At 67.7% G+C, this 14,278-nt stretch carries 15 protein-coding genes; 13 read left to right on the top strand and 2 right to left on the bottom strand.

Features of this window, described 5'->3' with window-relative positions; all coding sequences use genetic code 11:
* Positions 1–21: 21 nt before the first annotated feature.
* The gene (gene eboE, locus ACWF4Z_RS36450; RefSeq protein ID WP_452247787.1) at positions 22–1,173 is read left to right on the top strand and encodes a metabolite traffic protein EboE; all 1,152 of its coding nucleotides are present in this window, start codon (positions 22–24) and stop codon (positions 1,171–1,173) included.
* An 88-nt stretch (positions 1,174–1,261) separates the two neighbouring features.
* On the opposite strand, the gene ACWF4Z_RS36445 is transcribed toward eboE (ACWF4Z_RS36450), so the two are convergent.
* The gene (locus ACWF4Z_RS36445) at positions 1,262–2,491 is read right to left on the bottom strand and encodes an FAD-dependent monooxygenase (protein WP_452247786.1); all 1,230 of its coding nucleotides are present in this window, start codon (positions 2,489–2,491) and stop codon (positions 1,262–1,264) included.
* 100 nt (positions 2,492–2,591) lie between these two features.
* On the opposite strand from ACWF4Z_RS36445, the gene ACWF4Z_RS36440 reads away from it, so the two are divergent.
* Entirely contained in the window at positions 2,592–3,134 is a 543-nt protein-coding gene (locus ACWF4Z_RS36440) for a TetR/AcrR family transcriptional regulator (RefSeq protein ID WP_452247785.1), read from the top strand.
* On the opposite strand, the gene ACWF4Z_RS36435 is transcribed toward ACWF4Z_RS36440, so the two are convergent.
* The gene (locus tag ACWF4Z_RS36435; RefSeq protein WP_452247812.1) at positions 3,131–3,469 is read right to left on the bottom strand and encodes a DUF6703 family protein; all 339 of its coding nucleotides are present in this window, start codon (positions 3,467–3,469) and stop codon (positions 3,131–3,133) included. The genes ACWF4Z_RS36440 and ACWF4Z_RS36435 overlap by 4 nt on opposite strands.
* 172 nt (positions 3,470–3,641) lie before the next feature.
* Between ACWF4Z_RS36435 and ACWF4Z_RS36430 the strand changes: the two genes are divergently transcribed.
* The 11 genes from ACWF4Z_RS36430 to dusB all read left to right on the top strand — a co-directional run bounded on the left by ACWF4Z_RS36430 (position 3,642) and on the right by dusB (position 14,053).
* A complete protein-coding gene (locus ACWF4Z_RS36430) occupies positions 3,642–4,763 on the top strand; it encodes an inositol-3-phosphate synthase (protein WP_452247784.1) in 1,122 nt (373 codons plus the stop codon).
* Complete coding sequence (locus ACWF4Z_RS36425; protein WP_452247783.1) at positions 4,757–5,605, top strand: SCO3242 family prenyltransferase; 849 nt, start codon at positions 4,757–4,759, stop codon at positions 5,603–5,605. The genes ACWF4Z_RS36430 and ACWF4Z_RS36425 overlap by 7 nt, the downstream gene beginning before the upstream one ends.
* The gene (locus ACWF4Z_RS36420) at positions 5,602–6,426 is read left to right on the top strand and encodes a sugar phosphate isomerase/epimerase family protein (protein ID WP_452247782.1); all 825 of its coding nucleotides are present in this window, start codon (positions 5,602–5,604) and stop codon (positions 6,424–6,426) included. Before ACWF4Z_RS36425 ends, ACWF4Z_RS36420 begins: the two co-directional genes overlap by 4 nt.
* Positions 6,423–6,971 carry an EboA domain-containing protein gene (locus tag ACWF4Z_RS36415; protein ID WP_452247781.1) on the top strand — a complete coding sequence of 183 codons (549 nt, stop codon included), beginning with the start codon at positions 6,423–6,425 and terminating at the stop codon, positions 6,969–6,971. Before ACWF4Z_RS36420 ends, ACWF4Z_RS36415 begins: the two co-directional genes overlap by 4 nt.
* Before the next feature lie 60 nt (positions 6,972–7,031).
* Positions 7,032–7,883: a TatD family hydrolase gene (locus ACWF4Z_RS36410; protein WP_452247780.1), complete on the top strand. Its 852-nt coding sequence runs from the start codon at positions 7,032–7,034 to the stop codon at positions 7,881–7,883.
* The gene (gene eboE, locus ACWF4Z_RS36405) at positions 7,880–9,028 is read left to right on the top strand and encodes a metabolite traffic protein EboE (RefSeq protein ID WP_452247779.1); all 1,149 of its coding nucleotides are present in this window, start codon (positions 7,880–7,882) and stop codon (positions 9,026–9,028) included. The genes ACWF4Z_RS36410 and eboE (ACWF4Z_RS36405) overlap by 4 nt, the downstream gene beginning before the upstream one ends.
* The gene (locus ACWF4Z_RS36400) at positions 9,025–10,392 is read left to right on the top strand and encodes an alkaline phosphatase family protein (RefSeq protein WP_452247778.1); all 1,368 of its coding nucleotides are present in this window, start codon (positions 9,025–9,027) and stop codon (positions 10,390–10,392) included. Before eboE (ACWF4Z_RS36405) ends, ACWF4Z_RS36400 begins: the two co-directional genes overlap by 4 nt.
* A gap of 38 nt (positions 10,393–10,430) precedes the next feature.
* A complete protein-coding gene (locus ACWF4Z_RS36395; protein WP_452247777.1) occupies positions 10,431–10,727 on the top strand; it encodes an antibiotic biosynthesis monooxygenase family protein in 297 nt (98 codons plus the stop codon).
* A 103-nt stretch (positions 10,728–10,830) separates the two neighbouring features.
* Positions 10,831–12,216 (top strand): glycine--tRNA ligase, encoded by a 1,386-nt coding sequence (locus tag ACWF4Z_RS36390; protein ID WP_452247776.1) that lies wholly within the window; start codon positions 10,831–10,833, stop codon positions 12,214–12,216.
* Positions 12,217–12,218: 2 nt separating this feature from the next.
* A complete protein-coding gene (locus tag ACWF4Z_RS36385; protein WP_452247775.1) occupies positions 12,219–12,932 on the top strand; it encodes a hypothetical protein in 714 nt (237 codons plus the stop codon).
* Positions 12,932–14,053, top strand: coding sequence for a tRNA dihydrouridine synthase DusB (gene dusB, locus ACWF4Z_RS36380; protein WP_452247774.1), 1,122 nt, complete (start codon positions 12,932–12,934; stop codon positions 14,051–14,053). Before ACWF4Z_RS36385 ends, dusB begins: the two co-directional genes overlap by 1 nt.
* The last annotated feature ends 225 nt before the right edge of the window (positions 14,054–14,278 follow it).

Below are 14,278 nucleotides of genomic sequence, written 5' to 3'. Positions count from 1 at the left end.
TCAACGGGGTGAGGAGAGCTGATGAGGTTCCGTCATCGGGACGGCTCGACCGTCCATGTGGGGTACAGCGCCACCGTCCATCCGGCCGAGGACCTGGACGGTGTGATCACCGGCCTGGACGATTGCGCGGCGCTGGTCCGCAAGGAGCTGGACGTGCCGATGCTCGGCGTCGGCCTGTGGTTCGCGAGTCCGCTGGCCGACCGGCTGGCGAACTCCCCGGCGGCTCTGACCAAACTGCGCCGAGCGCTGACCCGCAACCACTTGGAAGTCGTCACGCTGAACGGCATCTCGCACGACTTCTTCACCGATGCAGTCGTCGGCACGCAACTCTTCCGCCCGGACTGGACTGAGCCGGAGCGACTGCGTTACACGCTCGACCTCATCGACGTACTCGCCGACTTGCTGCCGACGGACGCGTCGTACGGCTCGATCTCGACGCTGCCGCTCGCCTGGCGGGCGCCGTGGTCGAAGGCGCGCAACACGGCGGCGCGGGCGGCGTTCGATAGGGTCGAGCAGCATCTCGCCCGGACCGAGACGCGCACCGGCCGCCGGATCCGACTCGCGATCGAGCCCGAACCCGGCGCCGTCCTCGAGATGATCGGCCAGGCCGCAGGTTGGCTGAGTCGGTACGCAAGCCCGTACGCCGGTTCCTCGCGGATCGGACTCGGGTTCGACGCGTGCCATCTCGCCGTGCAGTTCGAGGAGCCGGCGGATGCGTTCGAGACGTTATGGCGAGCCGGTGTGGACGTGGTGAAGGCCCAGTTGTCCGTGGCACCGACCCTCGTGGATCCATCTGATCTGGCCGGTCGGTACGCACTGAGCCTCCTCGGCACTCCGAAGTACCTGCGGCAGGTGCGCGAGTGGGGTGGGCCAGGCGTCGACGATCTGGCGCAGGCTTACCAACTGTCGGGACACGCGGCCTGGCGCATGCATGCGCACCTCCCCGCCCACACCACTCCGCCGCCGCCACTCTCATCCACGGTCCTCGGTCTGGAGGACTGCCTGAACAAATTGGTCGGCGGTGGGCACCCCCTCACCCATCACCTGGAGTCCGAGGTCTCCGCCTGGGAACGCCCACCCCGCACCAAACAGCAACTAGCCAAGCGCATAGCCAAAGAACTCCGCTGGCTCCGCGACCACCTGGTCGCCCTAGGCCTGAAACCCATCCACTAGACCTGTGCAGATCAACGGGACGTATGCCGCTACCACCTAGTGCACCTGAGCGGTATCTGCGTCACGCGTACGGCGACTCGCGGGTGCACTACCCGTTGATCTGCACGCTGCTAGGCCTGGTGTAGTCGGGGAGACGGACGCCGGTGAAGGCTCTGCCGACTGCGTTCTGGGACCAGAGGAAGCGCTGGACCAGTGTGGGCAGCTTCGAGACCGCGGCAGCGGCGATTGGTGTGGTCCGGAGTGTGAGCGGACTGCTGGGGATGATCGAGCGCATCACGTTCGGCCCGACCTTCCGGCTGAGGTCGACCAGCCGCCGGACCGCCTTCTCGTAATTGCACAAGCCTGACGGCAGATCGCTGCGGGCCGCTGCCAGCTCGCCGGCCAGGATGTACGCCGTCACGATCGCAAGGCTCGTGCCACCACCGACAGCCGGTGCCGGACAGAAGCCGGCGTCGCCCACCAGCCCGACCCGGCCGCGGTGCCAGCTGTCGAGCGTGATCTGCGAGATCGAGTCGAAGTAGAAGTCTTCGGCCGCGTCCAGATGCTCGAGGAACTGCGGCACGCGCCACCCGTAGTCGTCGAACTCCTTGGCCAGCAAGGCCTTCTGCTCGTCCTTGTCGCGGTAGTTGTACCGCAGCTCGTGGGGCGTTCGGAACAGGAAGGACGCGCGGTTCTGACCGGTCTGACGGACGCGGTACACGGCGACGAGCCTGTCGATGGAGAAGTGGGACCAGACTTTGCTGCCCAGGTCCTGGTCTCCGGGCATCGAGAAGACCGAGAGGTATCCGCCCAGCGGCCGGCGCAGCGATTCCTCGGGTCCGAAGGCCAGTCGACGAACGTTCGAGTGCATGCCGTCGGCTCCGAGCACGAGGTCGAACCGGCGGCGATCGCCGGATTCGAAGGTGACGTCGACACCGGAACCGTCGTCGTCCAGCGCGGCGATCGAGTCGCCGAAGAGGTACTCGGTGGAGTCGCGGGTAGCGGCGTACAGGATCTTGGTCAGCTCGCCGCGGAGGATCTCCACGTGGCTGCTGGAGATGCCGGCGTACAGGCGGCTGAGGTCGATGTGGATCGGGCTCCGGCCGAACCGCTCGATCGTCATTGCGTCGATGCCGGTCTTGGCCGCCTCGATGGCGTCCAGGCAACCCATCCGCCGGGCGACCTCGGTCGCCGGGCCGAACAGGTCGACCGCGTGGCCGCCGAGGCCGTGCCGCAGCGCGGGTGTGCGCTCGACAACGGTCGGCTCGAAACCGTAGTGGTGCAACCAGTAGGCGAGCACCGGCCCGGCGACGCTCGCGCCTGAGATCAAGACCTTCATCGCAACCCCCTGAGAATTTGTTTACTTACCGGAAGGTAAACAAATAGGTTTCGGTGCTGTCAAGGGTTTACTGACCGGAAGGTCAGTTAAAGTGTGAGGTATGCCCAGACAGCGGACCGGGGACACCAAGGCGCGCATCCAGCAGGTCGCGATCGAGCTGTTTTCCGAGCGCGGGCTGCAGCAGACCAGCCTGCGCGACATCGCCGAACGCCTCGGCGTGACCAAGCCGGCGCTCTACTACCACTTCGCCTCGCGGGAGGACCTGCTGAGCAGCCTGGTCCAGCCGCTGATCGCCGACTTCGAGGCGTACGCGGCGGAGCAGCAGGCAGCGGCGCCCGTCGAGACACGGGAGCTGCTCGGTTCGTACTTCGATCTCGCCTACAAGCACCGGGTCGTGATCCAGCTGGCCATCCGCGACCTGTCGGTGATGCACGAACTCAAGCTGGCCGAGCGGTTCATCGAATGGCGGCAGCAGCTGACCGAGCTCCTGATCGGTACGACGCCGTCGCTGGCCGACCAGGTCCGCGCGATGGTCGCCCTCGGTGGCCTCTCGGACTGTGCGGTGATGATCGACCACACCCCGGTGAGCGAGCTGCGTGACGCCGCCGTAGAAGCGGCCTACGACAGCCTCGGGCGAGACTAGTTGCCCGCGATCCGCCAGACGGCGAAGAAGAAGATCACCAGGACCGAGAAGATCCGGAAGAACTTGGCGCCGCCGGCGATGACCGGCCAGGACAGGAAACCGAGCCAGGCGAGCAGGAGCGCGAGCAGCAGCAGGGCGGGGACCGCGGCCGGGACGGGCGCGAAGACGCCGACCAGGGCGAGGACGAGGGTGATCCCGGGCAGCGTGAGCTTCGGCATCCCGTGCAGCTTGGCCACATACGGGTAACTGATCTTCGTGATCCGCTGCCGGAGCGGGCTCACCGGCTGACTGCCCTGGGAACTCATGCGCCCCATTGTTCCAGGCCGCTGTTCCAGGTCGTGGGGCCGATCGTGACGTCGGGATTTTGCCCGAATGTTGCCGCCATCCTGCGGAAGTCTGCCCGGCAGCTTCTTCCCAACGGGCCGGGCCCCGATCTAGAGTTCCACCCGAGTCACGGATCGTCCGCTCACTATCACCATCCGTGGCTGGACTCGTGAGGAGCCACGGATGCGTCGACGCGTTGGTGTCTGGTTGTTCGGAGCGAGGGGATCGGTCGCGACCACGACCATCGCAGGCGCGGCCGCCCTCAAGAACGGAGCCCCACCCTCGGGCGTGGTCACCGAGCTGCCCGATTTCGCGGCGGCCGGTCTCGTCCCCACCGATCACCTGGTCTTCGGCGGTCACGACGTCGTGGAGACACCGCTGACCAAGCAGGTCGAACGCCTCGTCGCCGGCGGCGTCCTGCCGGCGGGCCTACCTGGCTTGATCGCTGCCGAGCTGGTCGAGGCCGAAGGCAACATCGTGCTGGTGCGGTCGGAAGCCAACCAGCTCGCGGTGGTACGACGGATGGCCGAGGACATCCGCGCGTTCCGGCTCCGGCACGACCTCGAGCAGGTGGTCGCGATCAACGTGGCTTCCACGGAGGCGCCGTACGAGGTCGAGATCTCTGAGCTCGGTGAGCTGCGGGAAGCGCTGGCTGTGCGGGAGGTTTTGCCGGACAGTTCGCTGGGGGCGCTGGCCGCGTTCGAGGCGGGCGCGGCGTACGTCGACTTCACGCCGTCGACCTCGATCAAGCCCGCGGTCGTCCGGGCCTGGGCGGTGGAGAAAGGCGTGCCGTTCGGCGGGCAGGACGCGAAGACCGGCGAGACGCTGGTGAAGAGTGTCCTGGCGCCGATGTTCGTCCAGCGCGCTCTGCCGGTGCAGGCCTGGTCCGGCACCAACCTGCTCGGCGGTGGTGACGGCGCGACCCTCGCCGACCCGCTCGCGGCCGCGTCGAAGGGCATCTCCAAGGAACGCGGACTCGCCGACATGCTCGGTGAGGTCGCGGGGGACGTGCACATCGACTACGTCGAGCCGATGGGCGACTGGAAGACGGCTTGGGACCACATCATGTTCTCCGGTTTCCTGGGTACTCGGATGACGCTGCAGTTCACCTGGCAGGGCTGCGACTCGGCGCTCGCCGCGCCCTTGGTCCTCGATCTGGCTCGCCTCTCGGCCCTGGCTCTCGACCGCGGCCACGTCGGCTCGATGCCATTCCTGGGCTTCTTCTTCAAGGACCCGATCGACTCCACGGAACACGCTCTGTCCCGCCAGTACGACGAACTGGTCCGCTGGATCCGCGAATGCTGAAGCGCGCTCGCCTCGCCGACCTGATCGAGTTGGTGCGAGCTCCCGCCGCCCTCACCGTCCCAGGCGACGTACTCGCCGGAGCCGTTGCTGCCGGCAACCTTCGCCCCGCCCGCCTGGCCGGCCTGGCCGCCTCGTCCATCTCGATCTACTGGGCCGGCATGGCTCTCAACGATTGGGCCGATCGCGACCTGGATGCCGTCGAACGGCCGGAACGCCCGATCCCATCTGGCCGAGTGGCCCCGCGCACAGCCCTTGGCCTGGCGACGGGTCTCACGGTTGCCGGCCTCGTCCTGAGCGCGATCTCTGGCGGCCGGTCTACGCTCAAGACCACTGCAGCCTTGGCCGCCACCGCTTGGGCCTACGACCTGGCCGCCAAGAACACGCCGGCAGGTCCCGTGGTGATGGCCGCCACCCGCTCGATGGACGTCCTGGTGGGCGCCGGCGACGACCGCCGCAAGGCTTGGGCGCCTGCCCTTGCCATCGGCACCCACATCCTCGCCGTCACCACCCTCTCCCGCGGCGAGGTGCACGGTTCCACACCACTGCCGGCCCGCTCCGCGTTGGTGGCGACCACCGCGATCAGCGCGGCCACCGCCAGTGGCGGCGGGATCGCGGCAACGTTGGCCGGCTTGTATACGCGGGCTGTCGCCCCGGCCCAGCTCGCGGCAGCGCAAGAACCAAGTGCACCCAACATCCGCAAAGCAGTGGGAGCTGGGATCCACGGGTTGGTGCCTCTGCAGGCTGCGTGGTGCGCTCGCGGTGGGGCTCCGCGGTTAGGGGCCGGGTTGGCGGCCGTGCTGCCGCTGGCGCGGGCCCTCGCGCGGAAGGTGTCGCCGACATGAGGCTCGGTTACGGGACCAACGGGTTCGCCAACCATCGGTTGCCCGAGGCACTGGCCGTCATCGCGGAGCTCGGGTACGACGGGGTCGCGTTGACGCTGGATCACAACCATCTCGACCCGTTCGGCCCAGGGCTGCGTGAACGGACCGCCGCGGTCGGCAAGTTGCTTGCCGAGCACAACCTCTCGGTGGTGATCGAGACCGGCGGCCGCTACGTACTCGACCCCTATCGCAAGCACGAGCCCACGCTGCTCCACGCGGACGGTTCGGAGCGGCGGATGGCACTCCTCGAACGCGCCGTCGACGTCGCCGCCGACCTCGGCGCCGACGCGGTCTCGTTCTGGTCCGGCACCCTTCCGCCCGACGTCTCGCCGGAGCTCGGCTGGGACCGACTCGTTGCCAGCTGCAACCAACTCGTCGGGTACGCCGCCGGCCGCGGCGTGCGACTCGGTCTCGAACCGGAGCCTGGCATGCTCCTCGACGACCTCTCGGGCTACCTGAAACTGCAGGCGGATGTGGGTAGCGAGACCCTCGGCCTCACGCTCGACATAGGTCACCTCGTCTGCAACGAACCCACCCCACCCGCCACCTGCATCGCCACGGGTGCGCCGTACCTCGTCAACGTCCAGATCGACGACATGCGCCGGGGCGTGCACGAACACCTCGAGTTCGGTACCGGTGAGGTCGACTTCGCCGAGGTCTTCGAGGCGCTTCGCGCGATCGACTACCAGGGTCTGGTGGCGGTCGAGCTGCCCAGGCACTCACACGCGGCACCGACTGTGGCCCGGGAGTCGATCGCCTTCCTGGAAAGGTTCTCGGGATGACGGACTTGGAGAGCCAGCTCCCGCCGGAGGCGGAGGATTGGTTGATTGAAGCCCGAAGGCAACCAGTGGGTGAAGTCTTTCCCGCGGTCGGCCGGAAGGTCGGTCGAAAGCAACTGAGCGCTGAATGGACGACTGACCAGGCGGTTCGGGCGCTCCTCCTGGTCGGTCAGCCCGTGGACGAGGTGCTGACGATCTACCGGTACGGCGATGCCGCCGAGAAGCTCGCGGTCCTGAAGGCCCTGCCGCTCCTCGGGGAGCTGGGGGATGCCGCGCTGTCGATCGTCGACGACGCGATCCGGACCAACGACCAGCGCCTTGTGGCCGCGGCGCTCGGCCCGTACGCGACCAAGTGGTTGCCGCAGGCATCGTTCCGGCAGGCCGTGCTGAAGTGTGTGTTCGCCGGCATTCCGCTCGGCGCGGTCGACGGGTTGCCGGAACGCCGCGACGACGAGCTCGTCCGGATGATGACGGACTTCGCCGCCGAGCGAGCCGCTGCCGGGCGGGTGATCCCGCCGGACCTTGCGCCGTACTTGAGCCGCACCTGAAATCGCACCTGAATTCGCATCTGAAGCAAGCCGTCTCACCGTCCTGAGAAGGGTCTGACAATGCGCATCTTCGATCCACATATCCATATGACGTCACGGACCACCGACGACTACGCCGCGATGGCTGAGCACGGCGTGCAGGCGCTCGTGGAGCCCGCGTTCTGGCTGGGGCAGCCGCGGACCAGCGTGGGTTCGTTCGTGGACTACTTCGATGCGCTGATCGGCTGGGAGTCGTTCCGGGCTTCGCAGTACGGGATCAGGCATCACTGCACGATCGCCCTGAATCCGAAGGAGGCGAACGATCCGCGGTGCCGTGAGGTGCTCGAAGTCCTTCCGCGGTATCTGGCCAAGGACGGTGTCGTCGCTGTCGGCGAGGTCGGGTACGACTCGATGACGCCCGCGGAGGACGAGATCTTCGCGCAGCAACTCGAGCTGGCGCAACGGTTCGAGCTGCCCGTGCTCGTGCACACTCCGCATCGCGACAAGGCCGCCGGTACCACCCGCACCCTGGACGTCGTGAAGGAGTCCGGACTCGCGCCGGAGCGAGTTGTCGTCGACCACCTCAACGAGGTGACGGTGAAGGAGGTCGCGGACTCCGGGTGCTGGATGGGCTTCTCCATCTACCCCGACACGAAGATGGATCCGGATCGCATGGTGGTGATCCTGCAGGAGTTCGGCACCGAGCGGATTCTGGTGAACTCCGCCGCCGACTGGGGCAAGTCGGACCCGCTCCGAACCTACGCGACCGGTCAGGCGATGCTCGCCGCCGGATTCACCGACGACGATGTCGATCAGGTGCTCTGGCGCAACCCCGTCGCCTTCTACGGCCAGTCCGGCCGCCTCGACCTGACTGAGACCGAGGCCGCGGACACCTTTGAAGGCAACTCGATTCTGCGAGGTGCGAGGCCATGAGATTCCGCCATCCCGACGGCTCGACCGTCCACCTCGCCTACTGTACGAACGTCCACCCGGCCGAAGACCTGGATGGCGTGATCGCGCAGCTGGACGGCTGCTCCAGCCTCGTCCGCAAGGAGCTCGACGTACCCGTCCTGGGCGTCGGTCTGTGGTTGGCTCACACGCTGGCCGATCGTCTCGCCAACTCACCCGACGCACTCGCCGCGCTGCGCCGCGCGCTGGATCGCAACGGTCTGGAAGTCGTCACGCTGAACGGATTCCCGTACGCCGGGTTCCACGATCCCGTCGTGGGCAAGAAGGTCTACAAGCCGGACTGGACCGAGGCTGCCCGCCTCGACTACACCCTCGACCTGGTCCGCGTACTCGGTCAGCTCCTCCCCGGCGACGCGTCGTACGGCTCGATCTCGACGCTCCCGCTCGCCTGGCGGACGCCGTGGGACCGCACCCGCGACACCGCAGCCCGCGATGCCGTCAACCGGCTGGAGAATGAGCTGATCCAGGTCGAAGCGACCACCGGCCGCCGCATCCGGGTCGCGATCGAGCCCGAGCCCGGCTGCATCGTCGAGACGGTTCCGCAGGCGGCCCACTGGCTTGCGCCGTACGCCGACCGCTCGGTGCTCGGGTTGTGTCTGGACACCTGTCACTTGGCGGTCCAGTTCGAAGATCCCGCGGACACCTTCGCGGTGCTGGCCCGGGCCGGCGTGGAGGTCGTGAAGAGCCAGGTCTCGGCCGCGCTCCACGTGCCGGATCCAGCCGATCCCGTCGCGCGGGAGCTCCTGCAGGAGTTCGCCGAGCCGAAGTTCCTGCACCAGACCCGCGAGTCTGGCGGGCCTGGGGTCGACAACCTCGACGAGATCGCCGAGCTGCCCGGGCAGGCACCGTGGCGCGTGCATTTCCATGTCCCTGTGCATGCCGCGCCACGCCCGCCGCTCACGAGCACGACCGGCGTACTGGAAGACAGCCTCAAGCATCTGGTTGGCGGCGAGCATCCGTTGACCCAACACCTGGAGTCGGAGACCTACACCTGGTCCGTACTCCCGTCCGCACCCCGCAATCAGCAGGAACTCGCCGAAGGCATCGCGAGCGAACTGGCCTGGCTGCGGGATCGGCTGACCGGCCTGGGCCTCGAGGAGATCAAATGAGCAAACAGGTTGTCGTGATCGACGTCGTCGGGCTGACTCCGCGGCTGCTGCGCCGGATGCCCCGGCTGCGAGCGCTGCCGCTGAGCCGCGAACTCGGAACCGTACTGCCGGCCGTCACCTGTTCGGCGCAGGCGACCTTCCTCACCGGTTCGATGCCATCGGATCACGGCATCGTCGGCAACGGCTGGTACTTCCGGGACCTCGGCGAGGTGTTCCTCTGGCGCCAGCACAACAAGCTCGTCCAGGGCGACAAGCTCTGGGATCTGGCCCGCCGCAAGGAACCCGGTTACAAGGTGGCCAACGTCTGCTGGTGGTACGCGATGGGCGCCGAGACCGACCTGCTGGTCACGCCGCGGCCGATCTACTACGCGGATGGCAAGAAGGCACCCGACTGCTACACCCGTCCGGTCGAGTTGCACGACCGGCTGACGAACGAGCTCGGCGACTTCCCGCTGTTCCAGTACTGGGGTCCGACCGCCGGGGTCAAGTCGAGCCAATGGATCGTTGCCGCCGCACGCCAGATCCTTGCCCAGGACAACCCGGATCTGTTGCTCACCTACATCCCGCATCTGGACTACGACCTGCAGCGCTTCGGCCCGTCCTCGGTCGAGGCGACCCGGGCCGCGATCGAGCTGGACGCTGTCCTGGCTCCGCTGCTCGACGACGCCGAAGCCAAGGGGGCAACGGTCGTAGTGCTGTCGGAGTACGGGATCACCGATGTTGCGCGGCCGGTCGACATCAACCGGTTGCTGCGGCGTGAGGGCCTGCTGGAGGTACACACACAGGACGGGATGGAGTACCTGGATCCCTGGAGCTCAAGGGCTTTCGCAGTTGCGGATCACCAGCTCGCGCACATCTACGTGCAGGATCCGGCGGATATCGATGCCGTCAGCAAGCTTCTCGCGGGGCTGCCGGGGGTCGCTGAGGTACTCGATGCCGAAGGCAAGCGAGCGTACGGACTGGATCACGAGCGCGCGGGTGAACTCGTCGCCGTGGCCGAGCCGGACTCGTGGTTCACGTACTACTACTGGCTCGACGACGAACGCGCGCCGGACTTCGCCAGGGGAGTGGAGATCCACCGCAAACCCGGCTACGACCCGGCCGAGCTGTTCTTCGATCCGGCCGATCGCTGGGTGAAGCCGCGGGCGGCGTCGTACCTGCTGCGTAAGAAGGTCGGTCTGCGGTACGCAATGCAGGTCGTCCCGCTCGACCCGTCCATCGTCCGCGGGTCTCACGGGCGCCTGCCGGAGTCGCCCGAGGACGGGCCGGTCTTCCTCAGTACGGACGCCGCCCTCGCGCCGGACGGTCCGGTCGCGGCGACCGCCGTACGGGATCTTCTGCTGAAAGCCGCGGACCTGGCCTGAGTGGTGGTCGCGGAGCGTGACGTCGTACGCTGTCGTGGGTGTTCGTGGTGATCAGGTTCAAGGTCGACGAAGCCGACCAGACCGAGTTCGTGAGCCGGCTGGAGACCGCCGTCGAGGTGCTGTCGCGGCAGAAGGGTTTCGTCGCGGCCCGGACCGGGCGGAACGCCGACGACCCCGAGCTGCTCGCGCTGAGTATGGAGTGGGACAACATCGGCAGTTACCGCCGCGCGCTCTCGCCGTACGAGGTGAAGGTGGCGGCGGTGCCGCTGCTGTCGGAGGCGATCGACGAGCCGACCGCCTACGACGACCTGACCGAGTTCGTCGGTCTGGGCTGACGTTTGCCTTGGGTCGCCGGCCGGTTACCGGCACGGATGCGACGAGGGCCACTCCGGCCCGATAGCCTGGACCTTTCCTGTACCACCAAACTGGAGTCGAAGAGTGCCCGTGGATACCGTCGATGCCGTCGTCAGCCTCAGTAAGCGGAGAGGCTTCGTGTACCCGTGCGGCGAGATCTACGGTGGCACCAAATCGGCGTGGGACTACGGACCCCTCGGCGTCGAGCTGAAGAACAACATCCGCACCCAGTGGTGGCGCGCGATGGTGACGAGCCGTGACGACATCGTCGGCCTGGACTCCTCGGTGATCCTCCCGACCAAGGTCTGGGAGGCCTCCGGGCACCTGTCGGAGTTCGTCGACCCGCTGACCGAGTGCCAGTCCTGCCACAAGCGGTTCCGCGACGACCACCTGCGCGAGGACTACGCCCGCCGCAAGAACAAGGACGTCGACGAGGTCAAGCTCGCCGAGATCGCCTGCCCGAACTGCGGCAACAAGGGCACGTTCACCGAGCCGCGGATGTTCAACGGCCTGCTCAAGACCTACCTCGGTCCGGTCGAGTCCGAGGAGGGCCTGCACTACCTCCGCCCGGAGACCGCGCAGGGCATCTTCATCAACTTCGCGAACGTGATGGGCACCGCCCGGAAGAAGCCGCCGTTCGGCATCGCCCAGGTCGGCAAGAGCTTCCGCAACGAGATCACCCCGGGCAACTTCATCTTCCGGACCCGCGAGTTCGAGCAGATGGAGATGGAGTTCTTCGTCGTTCCCGGCACCGACGAGGAGTGGCACGAGTACTGGCTGAAGGCGCGCTGGGACTGGTACACCGGCCTCGGGCTGAACCCGGAGAACATGCGGATGTACGAGCACCCGAAGGAGAAGCTGAGCCACTACTCGAAGCGGACCGTCGACATCGAGTACAAGTTCAACTTCGGCGGCAAGGACTTCGACGAGCTCGAAGGCATCGCGAACCGGACCGACTTCGACCTGTCCACGCACTCCAAGCACTCCGGCGCCGACCTGTCCTACTTCGACCAGGAGAAGGGCGAGCGCTGGACGCCGTACGTGATCGAGCCCGCGGCCGGCCTGACCCGCAACGTGCTCGCGTTCCTGCTCGACGCGTACACCGAGGACGAGGCGCCGAACGCGAAGGGCGGCGTGGACAAGCGGACCGTGCTGCGCTTCGACCCGCGACTCGCGCCGGTCAAGGCCGCCGTGCTGCCGCTGTCCCGCAACGCCGACCTCTCGCCCAAGGCGCGTGACCTGGCCGCCGAGCTGCGGCGGAACTGGAACGTCGACTTCGACGACGCCGGCGCGATCGGCCGTCGCTACCGCCGCCAGGACGAGATCGGTACGCCGTACTGCATCACCGTCGACTTCGACACGCTCGAGGACCAGGCGGTGACGATTCGCGAGCGTGACTCGATGAAGCAGGAGCGGGTCGCGCTGACCGAGGTGACCGGCTACCTGGCGCAGCACCTGGTGGGTTGCTGACGATGGCGCTCTCGAGGGATCGGCTGCCCTTCGGTTCGGTCAAATACTGTGGGCTGGCTGTTTTCGGCCTGTCCGCGCTCGCGGTGTTCCTCTTGTCCGCCTGCTCGGACAGCACGCCGGCCGCGGGCAGCTCGCCCTCGGCGCCGGGCTCCACCGGTCAGCCGTCGTCGGCGCCGCCCTCGACCGCTCCGATTCCGACCGCGTCGACGCCCTCGCTGACCCCACTTCCGACGCCGACCAAGCCTTGGCCGACGCCGAAGGTGACCGGTGCGCCCGCCGCCGACGCTCCGTTGGCTGCGCGGATCCGGTTCGCGATCGCCAAGCAGGCGCAGCTCGCGGCCGGCCGCGCCGCGACCACCACGGTCAAGTGCCCCGGCATCGAGACCGTGGAAACGGCAGGGCAGCACGAGCTGACCTGCACGGTCACGTACGCCGGGAAGTCGTACAGCGGGACGTTGACGGTCGACGCGAAGCAGTACAGCGCGTCGTACAAGTTCACCTCGGAGTCCGTCGCGATCGTTCGCGCGAAGGTCGTCGACGCGGTACTGCGGTCGGTGCAGGGCGCCGCGAAGGTGACCTGCACGATGGACGATGTTGCCGTGGTCAAGCATTCCGGTGCGCCGATCGGGTGCGACGTGACGACGACGGCGAACGCCGTACAGCCTTATAAAGCACAGGTTTCGGGCAACGGTCAGGTCCTGGTGGCGAAGGCCTGATGGTGAAGCTCGGCAATCTCACGATCGACACGCCGGTGGTGCTGGCGCCGATGGCCGGTATCACGAATGCGGCGTACCGGCGGTTGTGTGCCGAGCAGGGCGCCGGTCTGTACGTGTGCGAAATGATCACATCGCGCGGCATCGTCGAGGGCGATCAGAAGTCACTCGACATGCTCACGTTCGACGCGCGTGAGACCGTTCGGTCGGTCCAGCTGTACGGCGTGGACCCGACGTACATCGGCCGTGCGGTGCAGATCCTCTGCGACCAGTACGGCGTCGCCCACATCGACCTGAACTTCGGTTGCCCGGTCCCGAAGGTGACCCGCAAGGGTGGCGGTGCCGCGCTGCCGTGGAAGCGCAACCTGCTCGGTGCGATCCTGCGCTCCGCGGTCCATGCCGCTACGCCGTACGGCGTACCCGTCACCATGAAGACGCGGATCGGGATCGACCGCGACCACCAGACGTACCTCGACGCGGGCCGGATCGCGGAGGAGTCGGGTGCCGCGGCGATCGGGCTGCACGGACGGACGGCGGCGCAGGCGTACTCGGGTCAGGCCGACTGGACCACGATCGCTGCCCTGGTCGAGCACGTGAGTATCCCGGTGCTCGGGAACGGCGACATCTGGGAAGCCGGCGACGCGCTGCGGATGGTCGCCGAGACGGGGTGCGCCGGCGTGATCGTCGGACGCGGATGCCTCGGCCGGCCGTGGTTGTTCCGCGATCTCGCGGTCGCGTTCGCCGGTGGTGAGGCACTCAACCTGCCGACGCTCGGCGAGGTCGCAACCGTCATGCGCCGTCACGGCGAGTTGCTCGCCGACCTGATGGGGGAGCAGCGCGGTCTCCGCGACTTCCGCAAGCACGTCCCGTGGTACCTCAAGGGCTTCCCGGCCGGCGGCGAGCTCCGCGCCGCCCTCGGCATGGTCGACTCGCTGCCTCGCCTGGACGAGCTCCTGTCCCAGCTGGACCCGACCATCCCCTTCCCAGTAGCCGAACTAGGCGCCCCCCGAGGCCGTCAAGGCAGCCCCCGCGACCACATCGTCCTGCCCCAAGGCTGGCTCGACGACACCGACGGCCTCACCGTCGACCTAGCCGAAGCCGAACTAGGCGTCTCCGGCGGCTGACCCCCGCCGCCGAGCCCACCGGACACCGCTACGCGGTACGTGTCCTACTGCCGCCTTCGGCGGAGGCGCGGATCCTGGATACGCCGCTCGTGTGGTTTGCGCGGTCGGCTGTGGTTGGGTCGGGCCCTTGCGGAGGGACTGTGGTTCGCGGTCTCCGCTGCGTGATGGTGCTGGTCGCGGTGGTGTGCGTCAAGGGCGCCTTCGGCGTCGCTGCGCGATCTTCGA

Source organism: Kribbella sp. NPDC055071, from assembly GCF_053608045.1.
The sequence above is the reverse complement of the archived record's forward strand: the minus strand, read 5'-3'. Positions and strand labels throughout refer to the sequence as shown.